Annotated in this window: 18 protein-coding genes, 1 tRNA gene and 1 pseudogene; 7 read left to right on the top strand and 13 right to left on the bottom strand. The window is 68.7% G+C overall.

Annotated features, from left to right (window positions below; all coding sequences use genetic code 11):
* The first annotated feature begins 24 nt into the window (after nucleotides 1-24).
* Both F1C10_RS14980 and aat read left to right on the top strand, forming a co-directional pair.
* Nucleotides 25-408, top strand: a complete 384-nt coding sequence (locus tag F1C10_RS14980; RefSeq protein WP_185207379.1) for a hypothetical protein — start codon at nucleotides 25-27, stop codon at nucleotides 406-408.
* Between the two features lie 118 nt (nucleotides 409-526).
* Nucleotides 527-1,261, top strand: coding sequence for a leucyl/phenylalanyl-tRNA--protein transferase (aat, locus tag F1C10_RS14975; RefSeq protein ID WP_185210284.1), 735 nt, complete (start codon nucleotides 527-529; stop codon nucleotides 1,259-1,261).
* 35 nt (nucleotides 1,262-1,296) lie between these two features.
* Here the strand turns inward: aat and F1C10_RS14970 are convergent.
* From F1C10_RS14970 to F1C10_RS14950, 5 genes and pseudogenes are all read right to left on the bottom strand, one after another.
* A pseudogene (locus F1C10_RS14970) lies at nucleotides 1,297-1,530 on the bottom strand (DUF2155 domain-containing protein); the annotation flags it as partial.
* Between the two features lie 215 nt (nucleotides 1,531-1,745).
* Entirely contained in the window at nucleotides 1,746-2,138 is a 393-nt protein-coding gene (locus F1C10_RS14965; RefSeq protein WP_185207377.1) for an NADH:ubiquinone oxidoreductase subunit NDUFA12, read from the bottom strand.
* A gap of 85 nt (nucleotides 2,139-2,223) precedes the next feature.
* Complete coding sequence (locus tag F1C10_RS14960) at nucleotides 2,224-2,706, bottom strand: DUF192 domain-containing protein (protein WP_185207375.1); 483 nt, start codon at nucleotides 2,704-2,706, stop codon at nucleotides 2,224-2,226.
* A complete protein-coding gene (locus F1C10_RS14955) occupies nucleotides 2,703-3,272 on the bottom strand; it encodes a cold-shock protein (protein ID WP_258042960.1) in 570 nt (189 codons plus the stop codon). The genes F1C10_RS14960 and F1C10_RS14955 overlap by 4 nt, the downstream gene beginning before the upstream one ends.
* Nucleotides 3,273-3,340: 68 nt before the next feature.
* Nucleotides 3,341-3,865, bottom strand: coding sequence for a regulatory protein RecX (locus F1C10_RS14950; RefSeq protein ID WP_185207371.1), 525 nt, complete (start codon nucleotides 3,863-3,865; stop codon nucleotides 3,341-3,343).
* Between the two features lie 114 nt (nucleotides 3,866-3,979).
* On the opposite strand from F1C10_RS14950, the gene F1C10_RS14945 reads away from it, so the two are divergent.
* A complete protein-coding gene (locus tag F1C10_RS14945; protein ID WP_185207369.1) occupies nucleotides 3,980-5,728 on the top strand; it encodes a fatty acyl-AMP ligase in 1,749 nt (582 codons plus the stop codon).
* A 15-nt stretch (nucleotides 5,729-5,743) separates the two neighbouring features.
* Here F1C10_RS14945 and F1C10_RS14940 read toward each other — a convergent pair whose 3' ends face one another.
* Entirely contained in the window at nucleotides 5,744-6,298 is a 555-nt protein-coding gene (locus F1C10_RS14940) for a hypothetical protein (protein ID WP_185207367.1), read from the bottom strand.
* A 107-nt stretch (nucleotides 6,299-6,405) separates the two neighbouring features.
* Here F1C10_RS14940 and glpX point away from each other — a divergent pair, with 107 nt between their 5' ends.
* Nucleotides 6,406-7,371: a class II fructose-bisphosphatase gene (gene glpX / locus F1C10_RS14935; RefSeq protein WP_185207365.1), complete on the top strand. Its 966-nt coding sequence runs from the start codon at nucleotides 6,406-6,408 to the stop codon at nucleotides 7,369-7,371.
* Nucleotides 7,372-7,381: 10 nt separating this feature from the next.
* Nucleotides 7,382-8,119 (top strand): CPBP family intramembrane glutamic endopeptidase, encoded by a 738-nt coding sequence (locus F1C10_RS14930; protein WP_185207363.1) that lies wholly within the window; start codon nucleotides 7,382-7,384, stop codon nucleotides 8,117-8,119.
* An 81-nt stretch (nucleotides 8,120-8,200) separates the two neighbouring features.
* Here F1C10_RS14930 and nusG read toward each other — a convergent pair whose 3' ends face one another.
* Both nusG and secE read right to left on the bottom strand, forming a co-directional pair.
* Nucleotides 8,201-8,737: a transcription termination/antitermination protein NusG gene (gene nusG / locus F1C10_RS14925; protein ID WP_185207361.1), complete on the bottom strand. Its 537-nt coding sequence runs from the start codon at nucleotides 8,735-8,737 to the stop codon at nucleotides 8,201-8,203.
* Between the two features lie 20 nt (nucleotides 8,738-8,757).
* Nucleotides 8,758-8,955 (bottom strand): preprotein translocase subunit SecE, encoded by a 198-nt coding sequence (gene secE, locus F1C10_RS14920; protein ID WP_185207359.1) that lies wholly within the window; start codon nucleotides 8,953-8,955, stop codon nucleotides 8,758-8,760.
* A gap of 279 nt (nucleotides 8,956-9,234) precedes the next feature.
* Here secE and F1C10_RS14915 point away from each other — a divergent pair, with 279 nt between their 5' ends.
* Nucleotides 9,235-9,750 (top strand): GAF domain-containing protein, encoded by a 516-nt coding sequence (locus tag F1C10_RS14915; RefSeq protein ID WP_185207357.1) that lies wholly within the window; start codon nucleotides 9,235-9,237, stop codon nucleotides 9,748-9,750.
* A 9-nt stretch (nucleotides 9,751-9,759) separates the two neighbouring features.
* Here the strand turns inward: F1C10_RS14915 and F1C10_RS14910 are convergent, their stop codons facing one another.
* The 4 genes from F1C10_RS14910 to F1C10_RS14895 form a co-directional block, all read right to left on the bottom strand.
* A complete protein-coding gene (locus tag F1C10_RS14910; protein ID WP_185207355.1) occupies nucleotides 9,760-10,260 on the bottom strand; it encodes a hypothetical protein in 501 nt (166 codons plus the stop codon).
* Nucleotides 10,261-10,413: 153 nt separating this feature from the next.
* Nucleotides 10,414-10,490: transfer RNA gene (locus tag F1C10_RS14905), tRNA-Trp, on the bottom strand.
* Between the two features lie 37 nt (nucleotides 10,491-10,527).
* On the bottom strand, nucleotides 10,528-12,879 hold the full coding sequence (locus F1C10_RS14900) for a bifunctional diguanylate cyclase/phosphodiesterase (RefSeq protein ID WP_258042959.1): 2,352 nt from the start codon (nucleotides 12,877-12,879) through the stop codon (nucleotides 10,528-10,530).
* A 92-nt stretch (nucleotides 12,880-12,971) separates the two neighbouring features.
* The gene (locus F1C10_RS14895) at nucleotides 12,972-13,883 is read right to left on the bottom strand and encodes a glutathione S-transferase family protein (protein WP_185207354.1); all 912 of its coding nucleotides are present in this window, start codon (nucleotides 13,881-13,883) and stop codon (nucleotides 12,972-12,974) included.
* A gap of 230 nt (nucleotides 13,884-14,113) precedes the next feature.
* Here F1C10_RS14895 and F1C10_RS14890 point away from each other — a divergent pair, with 230 nt between their 5' ends.
* Nucleotides 14,114-16,162 (top strand): TonB-dependent siderophore receptor, encoded by a 2,049-nt coding sequence (locus F1C10_RS14890; RefSeq protein WP_185207352.1) that lies wholly within the window; start codon nucleotides 14,114-14,116, stop codon nucleotides 16,160-16,162.
* A 74-nt stretch (nucleotides 16,163-16,236) separates the two neighbouring features.
* On the opposite strand, the gene katG is transcribed toward F1C10_RS14890, so the two are convergent.
* Nucleotides 16,237-18,474, bottom strand: a complete 2,238-nt coding sequence (gene katG, locus F1C10_RS14885; protein WP_185207350.1) for a catalase/peroxidase HPI — start codon at nucleotides 18,472-18,474, stop codon at nucleotides 16,237-16,239.
* Nucleotides 18,475-18,498 lie beyond the last annotated feature (24 nt).

The following is an 18,498-nucleotide window of genomic DNA, read 5'->3' as shown; positions in this document are numbered from 1 at the left end:
GCATGCGCGAAATCCGCGAGCCGTATGAAGAGCCCCCTCCCCATCGCAATCGCGGCGCTCCTGGCGCTCGCTGCCTGCAACTCCAAGTCGGCCGAACCCGAGGTGATCGACACGAACCCCGATCCCATGGCGACGCAGCTCGCCAATGCGGGCGCGGTCGAGCTGCCGCCCGCGATCAAGGCGGACAAGTCGATGCGCTGCAAGGACAACAGCGTCGTCTACGTCACCTTCTTCGAAGGCGACAAGCAGGCGATCGTGCGCACCGCCAAGGATGGCGCGCCGACGACGGTCACCGCGCCGAACGGCGGCGAGCCGCTGGTCGCCGATGGCGGCTGGAAGCTGACGGGCACCCCCACCAACATCACGCTGGAACAGCCCGGCAAGCTCTCGCTCACCTGCAAGGGCTGATCCCGTCGATCGCGGCGCGCCGGGCACGTCCCGGTGCGCCGCAGCCCGCGTGCGTACGGTCGGCGACGCGTTTTGCCGCGTGCGCCGCACCGCCGATCTGCTAGGCTCGCCGCTCCCGATGCCGCGCCGCCGCCCGCCCGAGATGCTCGATCCCGCCACTGTCCTCGGCGCCTATGCGGTGGGCGTGTTCCCGATGGCCGACGCGCGCGATGCGCCCGGCGTCTACTGGGTCGAGCCGCGCACCCGCGCGATCCTGCCGCTCGACGGCTTCCACCTCTCCCGATCGCTGCGCCGCACGCTGCGCGCCGAGCGCTTCTGCCTGACCGCCGACGCCGCGTTCGGCGAGGTCATCGCGCTGTGCGCCGAAGCGGCGACCGATCGCCCGGAAACCTGGATCAACCGCCCGATCGAAACAGTCTTCCTGGAACTCCACGCCGCCGGCTTCGCGCATTCGATCGAATGCTGGGACGGCGACCGCCTCGTCGGCGGGCTCTACGGCCTCGCGCTCGGACGCGCCTTCTTCGGCGAGAGCATGGTCAGTCGCGCGACCGACGCGTCGAAGGTCGCGCTCGCCGCGCTCGTCGCGCGGCTGCGCGTCGGCGGGTTCACGTTGCTCGACTGCCAGTTCATGACCGATCATCTCGCCACGCTCGGCGCGGTCGAGATCGCGCGCGCCGATTACGTCGCGTTGCTGGGCGCCGCGCTCTCGGAGACGCTGGGCTCCGCGTCTCCCGAACCACGCTGGGCGGACGGCGCCGCCGATTTCCGCGCGCTCGACGGGCTCGCCAGCACGTCGGTCGCAGGCCCCTTGTCGGGGAAGGTCATCGCGCAGCTCTTGGCCCAGACGTCGTAGATCGGGTGCTGGACGACGTTGTACGCCGGCCGCTCCTTGTAGAGCCAGCCGGAGAAGGCGCGCCGCCACTTGCGATCCGCGCCCTGAACGTCGAGCTGGACGAACGCGCCGGTCAGTTGTTCGGGCTCCCACGGCGCGGTCCGCTCGCACGCGCGCAGCCGCACGATCGTGTCGCCGACGCGCAGCGCTTGGCCGGGCTTAATCGTCAGGTCGCGGCTGACGCCGTTGCGCTTGTTGAGCAGGCCGACGACCGCGACGCGCTGCGCCATCGGCGTCGCCCCGGCGTCGACCGGCGCCGCGTCGCCCTCCACCGTCACTACGTCGCCGGCGGTATCGGGGTTGGCGTCGGAGGCGCTGTCGGGCACCGGCTGGCTCGCCGCCGGCGCACGCGCCTCGTCGCCACCGCCGAACAGGCGCGGTCCCTGCCAGATACCCACGCCGACCAGCGCGGCGACGGCGAGCGTCCCCGCCGCGGCGGCGCGCTTCACGCGTCGGGACTCCACGCCTCGTAATCGCCCGTCGCGCTGACGCGGTTGCCGCCCTTCTCAAGCGCACCGGAGGGACGGTAGGCGTGCGGCGTCCCCGTCATATTGGCAAGCGCGGGCTTTTGCCACTGACGCACGGGCGGCAGCGCGCGATCGGGCACGTCGTCGATCGTGTGCTGCAGCCAGGCGAGCCACTCAGGCGCAACCCGGCTGGCGTCGTTCGCGCCGTCGTAGATCACCCAGCGACGTGGATTGCCCGCGGTGTCCTTCCCGCCCTGGTAATAGACGTTCCCCAGCCCGTCCTCGCCGACGCGCGTCTTGCCGCGCAGCCCGAACCAGGTGCCGATGGTGGCGCCGTTCCACCACGTGAAGGGATTGAGGTTGATCGCCATATCGGGGTCAGCGCTTAGCGGCTGGCGGACCGCGCTTCAATGGCACGTCGCCCGCCATCCGACGGATACCGGCCGCACGTCGGTGCTACTTCCAACTGACCTTGTCCCCCTCGGCGATGCCGAGTTCGGCCGCGCGCCCGCCGTTGATCTCCAGCACCGCGGCGACCGGCTCGCCCGACGGCACCTGCGCCTCGGAGAAGGGCACGGTATTCTCGGCGATGCGTGCGATCGTGCCGTCGGCGCGGATGAAGATGATGTCGAGCGGCGAGGGCGTGTTCTTCATCCAGAAGCTCGCCTCGCGCGGCGGCCCGCCCTCGGGCGGATAGGGCGAGAACAGCATGCCGCCGTCGGCCGGGATGTTGGTACGGTACATCAGCCCGCGCTGCTGCTGCGGCTGGGTCCGCGCCATTTCCACCTTGAAGACGTGGCGGCCGGTCGCGCTGGTGATCGTCACCGGCGTAAGCGCCGCCGGTGCCGCCTCGTTACCGGCGGACGCCGCGGCGTCGCGCCCGGTGCAGGCGGATGCGCCAAGGAGCAATGCAATCGCCGCCAAACCGTGAAACCTCATTGCACATCCTCTCGTGCGACGCTGACCGCCATCGGCCCCTTGCGCCCATCAACCACCCGCGCGCGCAGCCGCTGATCGGGCTCGACCTCGCCGATATCGCCGCGGCGCAGCGTTTCCATATGGACGAAGATATCGCCCGGCATCGCATCGCGCACCAGGAAACCGTAACCCTTCAGCCGGTTGAACCATTTGACGCTCACCGGCTCCCAATCCCCCGCCTCGTCGAGCAGCGCGACGGGATCGATCCGGTTCGACGGCCGCGGCGCGGGTTCGATCGCGGTAGAGGTATCGAGCCTCAGGATCTCGCGCGCCTGGAAGCCGCGATCGCGCTGCACCGCGATCGCCTCGATCCGCGTGCCCTCGGGCAGGCTGCGCCGGCCGAGCGCCTGCAGGACGGAGAAATGCACCAGCACGTCGCCGATTTCACCGCTGTCGGGCACCAGGAAGCCGAAGCCGCGCGTTACGTCGAACCATTTCAGCGTGCCTTCGACGCGCACGCCTTCCTCGTCGCCGAAATCGGCGTCGTCGCGGTAGGCCGCGTCAGGCGGATCGCTGCGCATGTCCATCGTCTTTCAGGCCCGGAAACGCTAGCATGGTTGACGCGCTGCACAACATGATAGTCGTGAAAGACCGATCAATCGTACGGTTCCAGTTCCTCGCCAGGTGATGCAGCGAGGATCCGCCGGGCGAGCGCGAAGTCGTGTCCGGCGCGCAGCATTGCCGCCAGCTGACGCGCGCGTGTCGCATCGTCCGCCGGTGCCTTGGCGAACGGGCCGAAACGGCGTCGCCGGGCATGCGCCAGCGCGCTGTCAAATGCCTGATCCGCGCTCTCTTCCAGCGCCTGCCCCGCGTCTGCCGGCGCGACGTGCGCGGCGTGCAGCGCCTGCGACACGCGGCGTGCGCCATAGCCGCGGCGCGTCAGCGCGCGTGCCTTCGCCTCGGCGTAGGCGCGGTCGTCGACATAGCCGTACCCCGCCATCCGCTCCGCGATCGCCTGCGGATCGGCGGGCGGCCCGTCCCAGCCGCGCTCGCGGATCTTGCGCGCCAGATACGCCGCCAGCTTGCCGCGCGTCGTGGCGAACCGCTCGACGTAGCGCAGCGCCAACGCGTCGAGCGCCGCCTGGTTGAGCGGCGGGGCTGGATGTCGGCTTTTCGGCATGGCCTTCTTGTTGCCACACTGGCAGACGAATTTGAACGTTGGCGACCGATCCGTGGCCAGGCCCAATCGTTGATGCCATTCGTGGCACCACCATCGAGACTTGAGCAGAAGACCATGACGACCGCGACCCCCTCCTCCACCCCGACCGGCGCCACCCCGACCGGTGACGCGCTGCCGCGGCGGTTCGCCGATTTCGCGACGCTGGGCGAGGCGCTGGACTATGCGGCCACCGGCACGCGCGGGCTCAATTTCCACGACGCACGCGGCACGATCGCGCGCGCCTATCCCTTCGCCGAGCTGCAGGCCGATGCAAAGGCCGCAGCCTATCGCCTGGTCGCCGCCGGCATCGCGCCGGGGGATCGCGTCGCGCTGGTCGCGGAAACCAGCGCCGAATTCGCTGCGTTGTTCTTCGGCACCGTCTATGCCGGGGCGTGGCCCGTGCCGCTGCCGCTGCCGACGTCGTTCGGCGGCAAGGAATCGTACATCGATCAGCTGCGCGTCCAGCTGACGAGCTGCGATCCCGCGGTGCTGATCTACCCGCCCGAGCTCGCCGAGATGGCCGGCGCCGCGGCGCAGGCGGTCGGCACGCAGGGGATCGACTGGGGCGATCTCCTCGCCCGCGCCGCGCCCGCCGTCGATCTGCCGCAGGCGTCCGGCGACGACATCGCCTATCTGCAATATTCCAGCGGATCGACGCGCTTCCCGCACGGCGTTGCGATCACGCACCACGCGCTGCTCAACAATCTCGCCGCGCACGCGCACGGCATGGCGCTGATCGACAGCGATCGCTGCATCTCGTGGCTGCCGTGGTACCACGACATGGGGCTGGTCGGCTGCTTCCTGTCGCCGATCGCCAACCAGGTGTCGGTCGATTACCTGAAGACCGAGGATTTCGCGCGCCGCCCGCTCGCCTGGCTCGATCTCATCAGCCGTAACGATGGCACCTCAATCAGCTATTCGCCGACCTTCGGCTACGATATCTGCGCGCGCCGCATGTCGAGCCAGACCAAGGCGGCCGACCGGTTCGATCTGTCGCGCTGGCGCCTCGCGGGCAACGGCGCGGACATGATCCGCCCCGACGTGATGCAGGATTTCGTCGACGCCTTCGCCGATGCCGGCTTCGAGGCGACGGCATTTCTCCCGTCCTACGGCCTCGCCGAAGCGACGCTCGCCGTCTCGATCATGCCGCCGGGCGAGGGCATCCGCGTCGAACTGGTCGAGGAGACGCAGCTGTCGGGCGTCCCCGCCGGGCAGGACCGCCCACAGCGCTACCGCGCGATCGTCAATTGCGGCAAGCCGGTGCGCGACATGCGCGTCGAGATCCGCGAGGAGGACGGCACCCCGCTGCCCGAGCGCGCGATCGGCAAGGTGTGGTGCAGCGGGCCCTCGCTGATGGTCGGCTATTTCCGCGACGACGCCGCGACCGACGCCTGCCTCACCGACGGCTGGCTCGACACCGGCGACATGGGCTATCTGTCGGACGGCTACATCTACATCGTCGGCCGCGCCAAGGACATGATCATCGTCAACGGCCGCAACCATTGGCCGCAGGACATCGAATGGGCGGTCGAGCAGCTCCCCGGCTTCAAGCAAGGCGACATCGCCGCCTTTGCGATCACCACGCCGGGCGGGGAGGAGACGCCCGCGGTGCTCGTCCAGTGCCGCACGTCGGACGATGCCGAACGCAGCCGGCTGCGCAACGAGATCCGCGACCGTGTCCGCGCCGTCACCGGCATGAACTGCGTGATCGAGCTCATCCCGCCACGCACGCTGCCGCGCACCAGCTCGGGCAAGCTCAGCCGTGCCAAGGCGCGCAACCTCTATCTCTCGGGTGAGATCAAGCCCTACGCGGTCGCCGCCTGATTTGAGGCGCCGGCGTCAGTCGTCGCGCCAGTCGGCCAGCGCCGCCTCGTAATCGTCGCGCGCGGCGATCCGCGCACGATCGAGCTTGATCCGCTCGGCGCCGTGCGCCTTGTCGAGCGTGCGCCGCTTCGCCGCCAGCGCCTCCTCCTCGCGCTTCAGCGCGGTGCGTTGCTCGGCGTAGCGCGCCTCGGCCGCCTCGATCGCCGCCTCCGCCGCCGCCAGCTTGGCTCGACTCGGCTTGGGCTTAGGTTTGGGCTTGGGCTTGGGCTTCGGTTTGCCCTTAGACGCAGGCGCCAGCTCCGCCTTCGCTTCGCGATCGGGCGTCGTCCGCCGCGCTTTCTTGGTTGCCGGCGCCGGTTCGTCGGGCGCGCTGCGCATGCGCCGGATCACGTCACCGGGATGCGCGAGCGGTTCGCGGGTCAGTTCGGGGTCGGTCACCACCTCGGCCAGGCCGCGCGCAAACAGGTTGGCGTCGCTGCCCCACGCGGCGAGTGCGGCCTTCTGGCTCGGCGCCGCGACATAGGCGTCGTGAAAGCCCGCAGGCGTGCGATAGACCTTCAGCGTCGCCATAGCGGCGTTTGTCGCGCGATCGCTTGCCTGCGACAAGCGCCGTCTCGACACCGCCCCGCGCGCCGCCTATCGCGCGGCGGAAAGATACCGGTTTTTTGGGGGAATACATGCCGACAGCCAGCAAGGTGCTCGATCGCGTCCTGGTGCTTGAGATGGTTCGCGTGACGGAAGCCGCCGCGATCGGCGCCTCGACGCTGATCGGCCGCGGCGACGAGAAGGCCGCCGACGCCGCCGCGGTCGAAGCGATGCGCGAGGCGCTCAACGGCCTCGAGATCGACGGCACCGTGGTGATCGGAGAGGGCGAGCGCGACGAGGCGCCGATGCTCTACATCGGCGAGAAGGTCGGGTCGGCGCAGGGCACCGGACCCAAGATCGATATCGCGCTCGATCCGCTCGAGGGCACGACGATTTGCGCCAAGGCCGGGCCGAACAGCCTCGCGGTGCTCGCGATCGGCGAGGAGGGCTGCCTGCTCAACGCGCCCGACGTGTACATGGACAAGCTCGCCGTCGGCCCCGGCCTGCCAGAGGGTATCATCGATCTCGACAAGACGCCGACAGAGAACGTCCACGCGATCGCCGCGGCAAAGGGCGTCGCCCCGAACGAGATCATCGCCTGCGTGCTCGATCGCCCGCGCCACGAGAAGCTGATCGCCGAGCTGCGCGCGATCGGCTGCGGCGTCGTGCTGATCGGCGACGGCGACGTCGCGGGCGTCATCGCCACCACCAATCCCGACACCACGATCGACGTCTACATGGGATCGGGCGGCGCGCCGGAAGGCGTACTGGCGTGCGCGGCGCTGCGCTGCGTCGGCGGGCAGTTCAAGGGCCGGCTACTATTCCGCAACGAGGACGAGCGCGCCCGCGCGCGCAAGTGGGGCATCACCGATCTCGACAAGCAGTACGACTTGAAGGAACTGGCAAAGGGCGATTGCATCTTCGCCGCGACTGGCGTGACGGACGGATCGCTGCTCGACGGCGTCAAGCGCCGCGGCAAGGTGATGACCACCGAGAGCGTCGTGATGCGTGCGTCGTCGGGCACGGTGCGCTGGGTGAAGGGCGAACACCGCCTCTGATGCGCGTGTGATGCTCGCCGCCGCGCTGCTCGCCGCCGCGATCGGGATGATCGTCTACGGCTGGTGGCGCGGGCGCAGCATCGCCGCCTCTGTCGCGCGCGCGGTACGCGGCCAATCGCGCGATCGTCGACGCGCGACACTCGGCTGGGCGGCGGGGATCGCCGCGATGTACGGCGTCACCGCCCTCACCGCGCTGGCGCTGCTCGGGCGGCTCGACGCGCTCTCCACCCTGCCCCCCGAGCTCGCCGCCGCGCGGGCGCTCGGCATCGCACCGCTCTCGGCAATCGGCATCCGCGACGTCGCCGGGGCGATCGCCGGCGGCTTCCTGGGCGGCGCGATACTCGTCGCGCTCACCGCATGGCGCCGGCGCCGTACGATCGACCTCGGTTATCGCTCGTCCGCCATCGCCGCCTCGCGCGCCGAAGCCAGCGCCGCGCTGGTGCTGGCCGCCGCCGCCGGGTTCGGCGAGGAATTGTTCTTCCGGCTCGCTGTGCCGCTGCTCGTCGCGATCGTTTTCGGCAGCGGCGTCGCCGGCTGCGCGGTCGGCTGGGCGCTGTTCACCATCGCGCACCGCTATCAGGGCTGGCGCGCGATGGCGGCGGTGGGGCTGGTCGGCCTCGTCCTCGCGTGGCTGTACCTTGCGACGGGATCGCTGTGGCTCGTCGTGCTGCTGCACACGATCATCGACGCCAACGCGCTCGTCATCCGCCCATGGCTCGAACGCGTGTTCGCGCGCCGCGACGTGTAGCGCCCCGACGCAAAAACGCCGCCCCGACGATCGGGACGGCGCCTTTGCTATTCCACCATCGCGCTGCCGCGATGCGGGCGATTACTTGCTGCGCTCGACCTGCTCGAAATCGAGCTCGACCGGCGTCGCGCGCCCGAAGATCGACACCGACACCTTGACCTTCGACTTGTCGAAATCGAGTTCCTCGACCGTGCCGTTGAAGCTCGCGAACGGGCCGTCGAGTACCTTCACCGAATCGCCGATCTCGTAGTCGACCTTCATCTTGGCCTTCGGCGCGGCGGCGGCCTCTTCCTTGCTGTTGAGCATCCGCGCGGCTTCCGCCTCGCTCACCGCCTGCGGCTTGCCCGACGATCCCAGGAAGCCCGTCACCTTGGGCGTGTTCTTAACGAGGTGATAGACCTGATCGGTCATCTCGAGCTTTGCGAGCACGTAGCCCGGCATGAACTTGCGCTCGACCTGCACCTTCTTGCCGCGGCGCGCCTCCTGCACCGTTTCGGTCGGCACTTCGATCTGCTCGACCAGCTGCTCGAGGCCCATGCGGGTCGCCTCGGCCATGATCGAATCGCGAACCTTGCCCTCGAAGCCGGAATAGGCGTGGATGATGTACCAGCGTGCCATGATCGGACGCGTCCCTCTCTTTACTTGGCCAGGCTCAGCAGCGCGTTGACGATCGCGTTGAAGATCGTGTCCACGCTCAGGAAGAAGAGCGCCAGGATCGTCGTCATGATCATCACCATCACGCCGGTCATGATCGTCTCACGCCGCGTCGGCCAGACGATCTTCTTCGTCTCGGTGCGGACCTGGTTGATGAATTCGATCGGGGACGTCTTCGCCACGTGCCTTGCCTTTAATCATATCGGCCGGCAGCGGGGCATAACCGCTCTACCGCTTCCCCGGGTAAGGAAACGGTGAAGGGCCGTCCGCGCTGTCGGATGCGTCGGGCGAGATAGCGCTGCCACCCGGCAAGAGCAAGGGGCGGGCGACCGGGGTGATCGGCGGCGACGGCGGGCGGTGCAGCGCCGTGCCGCGCCGCGCGATCGGCTTGCTGCCCCCGATCAGGATATAAGACGATGTTTTTAGGCCCTTATTAAGGGGCCGGACGATAGCGTGACAGCATGTTAGCGCCGCAAGACCTGTCGATCCTGTTCCGCCGATGGGGATTGGTATCGAAGGCGATCGATGCGCTCGGCGCCGTTTGGTCGGTCGACGCCGCGCTCGAGGTGCTTCGCGCGCATACCCGGCGCATCGCGCTGGCCGATGGCGTGTGCGTCGTCCGGCGCATCAGTGCGACGGTGCTTTACGTCGGCGAGGATGCGATCGCGCCCTTGTGGACGGGTCAGCGCTTTCCGATCGAACAATGCGTGTCGGGGCGCGCGATGATCGAACGGCAGGTCATCCTCATCCCCGATATCGCCACCGATCCGCGCGTGCCGCTCAACGCCTATCTGTCGACTTTCGTCGCCAGCATGGCGATGATCCCGCTCGGCAGCGGCGAGCCGTTCGCCGCGCTCGGCCTCTATTGGGCGCAGGCGCAGCCGATCGAGCCCGCCGCGCTGACGCTGGTCGAGACGCTGGCACGCTCGGCGAATGCGACGTTCGAGCGGCTGGCGCTCCGCGGCGCCGCCGCCTGATCGGTTCGCTCAGGAGTGAATGATCTCCACCTCGACGGCCCGCTTGAACGGATCACCACGCCGCGTGTCGAGATCGCACTCGCGATCCTCGACCGCCTCGATCTCCGTCTTGCCCGGCTCGGTCGGACTGTCGCTCAGCATCTTCACGGGGCAGCGCCAGGCGAGTTCGTGCGAACGCCCGAACAGCGATCCACGCGCGATTGCGTAGGCGTAGCACGTGTTGCGCACCATTTCGGCGCCCTCGTAGCGATAGCCACCCGCCTTCGTCAGTTCGTCGATCAGCGTGCCGCCATATTCGTTGGCATAGGGCGTCGAGATGAAGGCACCGCGCAGCGTGTCGTCGCCGCCCTTGCTGATCGCCCCGATCGACGCGCACAGCCGCGTGGTTTCGGCAAGCTCGGCATCCTTGGGGGAGACTTCGGCGGCTTCGGGTGCCGCCGGCGTCGAGTCGCAGGCGGCTAGCGCCGCGAGCGCGATCCAGCCGATCATCCGCCATCCCACCTGCCGCATGCGTTCCCCCCTTCGCATCATCCCCGCCCCATCAGTCACGCGTACAGCGCCGATCCGCAAGCCCCTGCCCACTGCATAGCCTGCGTTCGGGTTGCGACGGACACGACATAGCCTCGGCCGGCCAGCCTGCACGTCGATGATGATGGAAAGGGCTGGCAGGGGAGCTCGGACTCGAACCGAGGGCCTTCGGTTTTGGAGACCGACGCTCTAACCAACTGAGCTACACCCCTGCAGCGCCCTGCCCCTTAGCGGGCACGCACGCGCTGTTCAAGCCGCGCGCGCACCCGGGCGGCTGCGCACCGCCAGGCTGCGCGCCTCGGCGACGGGCAAAGGGCGCCCGAAGTAGAAGCCCTGCACGCTGGTGCAGCCGAGCGCGCGGACCATCGCCAGCTCGCTCTCGGTCTCCACCCCCTCGGCGGTGGTGGCGAGGCCTAGGCTTTGCGCCAGGGCGACAACGGCACGGATAATCGCCAGCGCTTCGGGCGCGCCGTTCGCTGCCGCGGTGACGAAGCTGCGGTCGATCTTGATCGACGAGAAGCGCGTGCGCGACAGATAGCCGAGCGAGGAATAACCGGTGCCGAAATCATCGAGGCTCAAGCGCACGCCCAGATCGAGGATCCGTTCGAGCACCTGCACCGCCAGCGTGCCTTCCTTCAGGAACACGCCCTCCGTCACCTCCAGCTCGAGCCGCGACGGCGCGAGGCCGCTTGCTGCAAGGGCCTGCGCCACCACCGTCACGAAGGCGGGATTGTGCAGCTGCTCGGGTGAGACGTTGACGGCGACGCGCGTGTCGCCGGGCCAGCGCGCCGCCTCCTCGCACGCGGTACGCACCACCCACGCGCCGATCGGTCCGATCAGCCGCGTTTCCTCCGCCAGCGGGATGAATCGCGATGGGGGGATCGATCCCAGCGTCGGATTTTGCCAGCGCAGCAGCGCCTCGAACCCGCTCAGCCGCTCGCCCCCGGCGTCGACCATCGGCTGATAATCGAGGTGCAGTTCGCCGTTGTCGAGCGCCTTGCGCAGCGCCATCTCGAGAATCCGCCGCTCCTCCGCCGCCACGTGCAACGTGGGCTCATAGGCGTGGAACACCCCGCCGCCGGCGTCCTTCGACCGGTAGAGCGCAAGATCGGCCGAACGGATCAGCGTTTCCGCGGTGCGCCCGTCGCGCGGCGACGTCGCGACGCCGACCGACGCGCCGACGTACAGCGTGTGCTGGTCGACCTCATAGGGCTGCGACAGCGTGTCGATGATCGCGTGGGCCAGCCGCTCGACGCGCATGCTGTCGCCCGCATCGGTCACCACCACCGCAAATTCGTCGCCGCCCAGCCGCCCGATCAGCTCGGTCCGGGTGACCATCGCGGCAAGCCGCTCGGCGACGCGACCGAGCAGCCGGTCGCCGATCGGATGGCCCAGCGTGTCGTTCACCGCCTTGAAGCGATCGAGATCGATCATCATGAACGCGGCGCGGCCGCCGCCCCGCTCCGCAGCGTCGAGCGCCGCGGCCAGCGCCTCGCTGATCGCCAGCCGGTTGGGCAGCCCCGTCAGCATATCGGAGCGCGCCATGCGGGTGATCGCCTCCTCCGATTCGCGCCGCTCGGTGATGTCGGAGATGACACCGCGAAACCCGACGCACGCGCCGCGTCCATCAAGCCGCGGGCTGGCCGCGACCGACCACCAGCGCATTGCCCCCCCGATGGTCAGCCGCAGCGTCAGATCGCGAAAGCTGTCGCGCCGCTTCAGCCGCTCCGCCAGCAATCGCAGGCCGTCGTCGAACCGGCCGTCCGCCCAGTCCGCCCCCGCCAGCGCCTGCACCAGCGGCACCCCCTCTAGTTCCGCCACAGGCCGTCCCAGCGCGTGCGCGAAGCGTGGACTGACCTTGCACAGCCGGCGCTGCGCATCGGTCTCCCACAGCCAGTCGGCGCCGCTGTCCTCGAACTCGCGCAGCAGCAGGCTGACGGTCTCGTTGCGGTCGTACAGCGTCAGCTCGGACCCGCGCAGCGCCACCAGCGCGCGCGCGCGGGTGACGCACGCCGCGATCAGCAGCGCGGCGAGCAGCAGCGTCGTCGCCGCCGGCACATAGGCGTGCTGCAGCATCAGCGGGATGGTCATCGTCACGGCGAGGCCGCCGGTGAAGGCGACCGCGGCAAGCACCAGCGTCGCCATCGCCACCGCCGCCGCGGTCATCAGCAACGACAATACCATCCAAAGCCCAAACTGGTTCGCGGAAGCGCCGTCTCCTGCGAACAGCAGTGGCGGCACGCTCCACACCGCTGCCAGCGCCAGCCCCTCCAGCGCCGTATCGCGCAACTCGCCCAGCGTCGCATAGCCGTTGTCGAAGCGCGCTGTGCGGTGGCGGCGAACCGCCACGACGGCGCAGATCGCGCTTACCGCCATGCCCCAGGCGGCAAGGAAATGGATCGGCACCGTCGTGGCGAAGAGCAGCGCGACGATCCCGGCTGCGAAGAAGTTGGCGGCGAGCAGCAGCGGCGCCAGTTGCTGCCCGGCGAACATCTGCGCCGCGCGGATGCGGCTCCACAACGCCGGATCGTCGCCCTCGGCGAGGCCCAGCAGCGTGCGTAAGGGGATCGACAGACGGGGCGGGGCGGATGATCGGCTCACCCGCCCGCCGTAGCGGAACGGGGTTTACCGATCGTTTCTCCGATTACGTGTACGAAGCATTATTTGTCGCGGTTAGAACCGCTTCCGCGACATCATGTTGCGGGCGACAGCGAGAAGCCGATCCGCGGCAGGTGGACGACGACCGCACCGGCACGCGGATCGTCGCGCCGAACCGACAGCTGATGCGGCGACGCGCCGACGAGCGTGCCGCGCACCGGCTCGCGCCCGTAATCGGTCGCCGCGATGATCACGTCGCGGCCGGACAGTTCGGCATCGGGCCCTTCGACATGCGTAGGCTCTGGCTCGGCCGCCGCGGCCTGCGCGATCGCATCCTCGCGGCTGACGCTGGTGCGCGTGCCATGACCGATTGCTCGCACGCGGTCGTACCACGCCGCGAGTCCCGGCAGGTCGTCGAACGCGGCGGCCGCCGGCGGATTGAACGATCGCACGAACCACAGGTTGTAATAGGCGTTGGCGTCGATCAGCCCCGGCCGCTCGCCGCTCAGGAACGCGCGGCCGTCGGCCAGCTGCTCGCTCACCAGCGCGGCATGCGCGCGCAGCTGCGCCGCCATGTGCGGCACGGCGGCACGCATCGCGGCGGGATCGAACGGCTGCCCGCTCAGCTTCTCGCGGTCGCGGATGAACTCCTCGCCGACGCTGTCGCCTATCCCGGCGAATATCACCGTCACCGCCGCCTGGAAGAAGCTGCGATCGGTCCACTGCGCTGCTGCCTGATCCAAGCCGCCGGTACCACCTGGGAACAGGCTGTGCTCGGGAAAGCGCCGCTCGAGCTCGCGGACGATCAGCACGCTGTCGCAGTAGATGTCCGCCCCGATCTGCATCACCGGAATGCGGCGATATCCCCCCGTCAGCGCGAGCAGATCGGGCTTGGGCATCACCACGGGCTGATCGACCGCCGCCCATTCGAGCCGCTTGATGCCAAGGCAGATGCGCACCTTCTCGGAAAATGGCGAGGTGTCGTATTGATGCAGCAGGATCGTCATTTGTCGCTCTCCTCCTCGGGCCGGCTCTTCTGGCGTCGTGCGATGGGTATCACCGGCCGGAATTAAGTCGATCGTTTTCGTGCCCGCGTCCGATATCGGACAGCACGGCTGTCCGGAAACGCACGCTGCGCCGCGGTTCCGTTGCGCCACACGCCACAGATCGACTGGCGCGATCCTTGCGGATAGCCACCCGCAAGCGTGTACGTCGGCGTGCGGGGGAGTTTGGTAGGATGCGTCTGGTTTCCATCGCGGTGCTTGCCGCCGCGCTCGCATCAACCGCCGCCCCCGTCGCCGCGCAGACCGTCGATGCGAGCGGACGTACGGTCTACGATGCCGCCTTCTTCCAGCGTTTTCAGCCGGCCAACGCGCTAGAGGTCGTGCGCCGCGTCCCCGGCTTCACGCTCGAACTGTCGGAGGAAGAGGTGCGTGGCTTCGGCCAGGCGGCGGGCAACGTCGTCATCAACGGCCAGCGCCCCTCGTCGAAGAGCGACACGATCGACGTCGTTCTCGCGCGCATCCCCGCCAGCCGCGTCGCGCGGGTAGAGATCGGCTCGGGCACGCTGTTCGGTGCCGAATACAGCGGCAAGGCGCAGGTAGTGAACCTGATCCTCACCGGCGAGGGCGGGCTCGCCGGCACCGCCACCGGCAGCGTGCGGCGGCAGTATGACGGGCGGCTGCTGCCCGAAGGCAGCGTCTCGACGCTGCTGCGCGACGGCAATTCGACCTACAACGCCTCGATCGGGGTCAACAACAACCAGACCAGCGAGGAAGGGTTCGACCGGCTGCGCGCCTTGCCTGGCGGCGAGCTGATCGAATATCGCCGCAAGATCAACACCATCGCCGATCCCAACGCATTCGTTTCAGGATCGTGGGACTACAAGGCGTCGCAGTTCGAGACCGCGCGCTTCAACGCGCGCTACGCCTTCGATCGCTTCCGCCTGAGTCAGGCGAACGACGTGTTTCCCGTTGGCGGCATCGCCCGCGACGACCGGCTCACGCAGCGCTTTCACTTCGACGAATGGGAGGTCGGCGGCGACGTGCAGCGCCCCTTCATGGGCGGCGGCATCAAGCTGATCGGGCTCGCCTCGCGCCGCGATCGGAACGATCGCGATCTGTCGCTGCTGCGCGTGCGCAGCGCGGTGATCGGCGGGTTCGAGCAGCAGGTGCGCAGCCAGCGCGACGAGGCGGTGCTGCGCGGGCTGTGGACGCGTCCCGATCTCGGCGCCTGGTCGGTCGAGACGGGGATCGAGGGCGCGCTCAACCGGCTACGCAGCAAGGTCGACCTGTTCGCGTTCGACGATGCGGGCACGCGCGCGCGGATCGATCTGCCGGTCGACGACGCAACCGTCACCGAATATCGCGCCGAGGGGTTCGCCAACGCCAGTCGCGCGCTGACGTCTAAGCTGCGCATGGATCTGGCGTTGAACTACGAGATCTCGCGTCTCACCGTTTCCGGCGACGCTTCGGCGAAGCGCTCGCTGCGCTTCTTTAAGCCGCGCGCCAATGTCGACTGGCGCATCGGCGACGGCTGGCGCGCGCAGGCATCGATCGCGCGCACCGTCGCGCAGCTTCGCTTCGAAGATTTCATCAGCGCGGCCGAACTCTCCAACGAACGCGTCAACGGCGGCAACGCCGAACTGCTGCCCCAGCGCTCGTGGGAGGGGCTCGCAACGATCGAGAAGCAGGTGCTCGGCGACGGGCAGATCAAGATCGAGCTCGGATACACCCGCACCGCGCTGGTGCAGGATCGCGTGCCCACGCCCGAGGGGTTCGACGCGCCCGGCAACTTGGGTGACGGGACGAGCAGGATCGCACGCGCGACGTTCGACCTCCCCGTCACCCGGCTCGGTATCAAGGGCGGGCGCGTGTCGGGCCGGCTGTCCTACGTCGATACGTCGGTGCGCGATCCCTATACCGGGCGCTATCGCGCCTATTCGGGCAATTCGCCGTTCGTCTATTCGCTCAACTGGCGGCAGGATCTCGGCAGCTTCGCCTGGGGCTTCGGGTTCGAGGGACAGGATCCCTTCACCACCTTCCGCTTGAACGAACTCGATACGCTCGTCCCTGGCAATCCGTACATCACCGCCTTCGCCGAGTATCGCCCGACGCGCAGCACCACAGTGACGCTCGCGGTCGACAATCTCGGCGATTTCTCGTCCCGCCGCGAACGCCGGTTCTTCACCCCCGATCGGCGCACCCCGGCGCCGTTCCGCGTCGAGGATCGCGTCCGCAACCAGCACATCCTGCCGTATCTGACGGTGAAGCATAATTTCGGCTGACGCGCGCCGCTCCTGAACGCGAAGGGCCGCGACAGCTGCTGCTGCCGCGGCCCCTCCTCACGCCGATCGATCGATCAGTTATACTTCAGATCGAAGCGGTCGGCGTTCATCACCTTGGTCCAGGCCGCGACGAAGTCCTTGACGAACTTCTCGCCCGCATCGGCGCTGGCATAGACTTCGGCGAGCGCGCGCAGCTGCGAGTTCGCGCCGAAGACGAGGTCGGTACGCGTCGCGGTCCAGCGCTTCTCGTGCGTCGCACGGTCGCTGCCGACATATTCCTCGTCGCCCGTCTCGTCGACTTCCTTCCACGCCGTGCCCATGTCGAGCAGGTTGACGAAGAAGTCGTTCGTCAGCTGGCCGGGGCGCGTCGTCAGCACACCGTGCTGCGACCCATTGTGGTTCGCACCGAGCACGCGCAGCCCGCCGACCAGCACCGTCATCTCGGGCGAGCTCAGCCCCAGCAGCTGCGACCGGTCGATCAGCAGCTCCTCGGTCGGCACGTTGAAGCGCACGCCGAGATAGTTGCGGAAACCGTCCGCTTTGGGCTCGAGCACGTCGAAGCTCTCGGCGTCGGTCTGCTCGGCGCTCGCATCGGTACGGCCGGGGGTGAACGGCACCTTGACGTCGCTGCCGGCAGCGCGCGCCGCCTCCTCGACGCCGACCGAGCCGCCGAGCACGATCAGATCGGCGATGCTCACCTTCTTGCCGCCGGTCGCGCTCGCGTCGAAGTCACGCTTGATGCCCTCGTACACCGCCAGCACCTTGGCGAGCTTTGCGGGCTCGTTGACGTCCCAGTCCTTCTGCGGCGCGAGGCGGATGCGCGCGCCGTTGGCGCCGCCGCGATGGTCCGACTTGCGATACGTCGCCGCCGACGCCCAGGCGACCGAGACGAGCTCGCCGATCGACAGGCCCGAAGCCTCGATCTTCTGTACCAGCCCGGCGACATCGCTCGCGTCGATCGTCGCATAGTCCGCCTTGGGGATCGGATCCTGCCAGATCAGATCCTCGGTCGGCACGTCCGATCCGAGATACCGGATCTTCGGCCCCATGTCGCGGTGGCACAGCTTGAACCAGGCGCGGGCGAAGGCATCGCCGAACGCCTCGGGATCGTTGCGGAACCGCTCGGAGATCGCGCGATACGCCGGGTCGACCTTCATCGCCATGTCGGCGGTGGTCATCATCGTCGGTACCTTGACGCCCGGGGTGTGCGCCTTCGGCGCCAGCGTCTCCTCGGGATTGCCGACCGGCTGCCACTGCTTCGCCCCCGCTGGGCTCGTGACGAGCTCGTACTCGTGGTCGAGCAGCATGTCGAAATAGGTCATGTCCCACTTCGTCGGCGTCGGCGTCCATGCGCCCTCGATGCCGCTGGTGATCGTGTGATCGCCCATGCCGCTCTCATGCGTCGAGGTCCAGCCGAGGCCCTGGCTCGCGATATCCGCGCCTTCCGGCTCGACGCCGACGAGCTTTGCATCGCCCGCGCCGTGCGCCTTGCCGAAGGTGTGGCCACCCGCGGTCAGTGCGACGGTCTCCTCGTCGTTCATGCCCATGCGGCCGAACGTGTCACGAATGTCGCGTGCCGAGCGCATCGCGTCGGGCACGCCGCCCGGGCCTTCGGGATTGACGTAGATGAGGCCCATCTGGATTGCGGCGAGCGGGCTCTCGAGCGCGCGGCCCTCCTCCTCGTCATGCCGCGTCTGGCCGAGCCACTCCTCTTCGGTGCCCCAATACACGTCCTTCTCGGGCTCGAACACGTCGGCGCGGCCGCCGCCGAAGCCGAATACCGGGCCGCCCATCGATTCGATCGCGACGTTGCCCGCCAGGATGAACAGGTCCGCCCAGCTCAGCTTCTGGCCGTACTTCTGCTTGATCGGCCACAGCAGGCGGCGCGCCTTGTCGAGATTGCCGTTGTCCGGCCACGAGTTGAGCGGCGCGAAACGCTGCTGCCCCGCCGATGCGCCGCCGCGTCCGTCACCGGTACGATACGTGCCGGCCGAGTGCCATGCCATGCGGATGAAGAACGGGCCGTAATGCCCGTAATCGGCCGGCCACCATGGCTGGCTGTCGGTCATCAGTGCGGTCAGGTCGCGTTTTACCGCGTCGAGGTCGAGCGTCTTGAACTCGGCCGCATAGTCGAAATCGTCGCCCATCGGATTGCCCGACAGGCCGTTCTGCTGAAGGATCTCGAGCGACAGCTGGTTGGGCCACCAGTCGCGGTTCGTCCGGCCGAGCAGCGCGCGCAGCGCGGCCGGCTCCTTGGCGTGATCGCTTAGCGGGCTTCCGGTCACCGGGCAGCCGCTCGTCTTCGCGTCCATGATTATCGGTCCTCTCGTGAGATC

Source organism: Sphingomonas sp. NBWT7 (genome assembly GCF_014217605.1).
GTDB lineage: Bacteria > Pseudomonadota > Alphaproteobacteria > Sphingomonadales > Sphingomonadaceae > Sphingomonas.
Note: the sequence above shows the minus strand (reverse complement) of the source record. Positions and strands in the feature narration are given on the sequence as shown.

Excerpts from the sequence above, each read along its gene's own strand:
- F1C10_RS14980 (WP_185207379.1), top strand. The coding sequence starts at position 25 with ATGAAGAGCCCCCTCCCCATCGCAATCGCGGCGCTCCTGGCGCTCGCT.
- aat (WP_185210284.1), top strand. The coding sequence starts at position 527 with ATGCCGCGCCGCCGCCCGCCCGAGATGCTCGATCCCGCCACTGTCCTC.
- F1C10_RS14965 (WP_185207377.1), bottom strand. The coding sequence starts at position 2,138 with ATGGCGATCAACCTCAATCCCTTCACGTGGTGGAACGGCGCCACCATC.
- F1C10_RS14960 (WP_185207375.1), bottom strand. The coding sequence starts at position 2,706 with ATGAGGTTTCACGGTTTGGCGGCGATTGCATTGCTCCTTGGCGCATCC.
- F1C10_RS14955 (WP_258042960.1), bottom strand. The coding sequence starts at position 3,272 with ATGGACATGCGCAGCGATCCGCCTGACGCGGCCTACCGCGACGACGCC.
- F1C10_RS14950 (WP_185207371.1), bottom strand. The coding sequence starts at position 3,865 with ATGCCGAAAAGCCGACATCCAGCCCCGCCGCTCAACCAGGCGGCGCTC.
- F1C10_RS14945 (WP_185207369.1), top strand. The coding sequence starts at position 3,980 with ATGACGACCGCGACCCCCTCCTCCACCCCGACCGGCGCCACCCCGACC.
- F1C10_RS14940 (WP_185207367.1), bottom strand. The coding sequence starts at position 6,298 with ATGGCGACGCTGAAGGTCTATCGCACGCCTGCGGGCTTTCACGACGCC.
- glpX (WP_185207365.1), top strand. The coding sequence starts at position 6,406 with ATGCCGACAGCCAGCAAGGTGCTCGATCGCGTCCTGGTGCTTGAGATG.
- F1C10_RS14930 (WP_185207363.1), top strand. The coding sequence starts at position 7,382 with ATGCTCGCCGCCGCGCTGCTCGCCGCCGCGATCGGGATGATCGTCTAC.
- nusG (WP_185207361.1), bottom strand. The coding sequence starts at position 8,737 with ATGGCACGCTGGTACATCATCCACGCCTATTCCGGCTTCGAGGGCAAG.
- F1C10_RS14915 (WP_185207357.1), top strand. The coding sequence starts at position 9,235 with ATGTTAGCGCCGCAAGACCTGTCGATCCTGTTCCGCCGATGGGGATTG.
- F1C10_RS14910 (WP_185207355.1), bottom strand. The coding sequence starts at position 10,260 with ATGCGGCAGGTGGGATGGCGGATGATCGGCTGGATCGCGCTCGCGGCG.
- F1C10_RS14895 (WP_185207354.1), bottom strand. The coding sequence starts at position 13,883 with ATGACGATCCTGCTGCATCAATACGACACCTCGCCATTTTCCGAGAAG.
- F1C10_RS14890 (WP_185207352.1), top strand. The coding sequence starts at position 14,114 with ATGCGTCTGGTTTCCATCGCGGTGCTTGCCGCCGCGCTCGCATCAACC.
- katG (WP_185207350.1), bottom strand. The coding sequence starts at position 18,474 with ATGGACGCGAAGACGAGCGGCTGCCCGGTGACCGGAAGCCCGCTAAGC.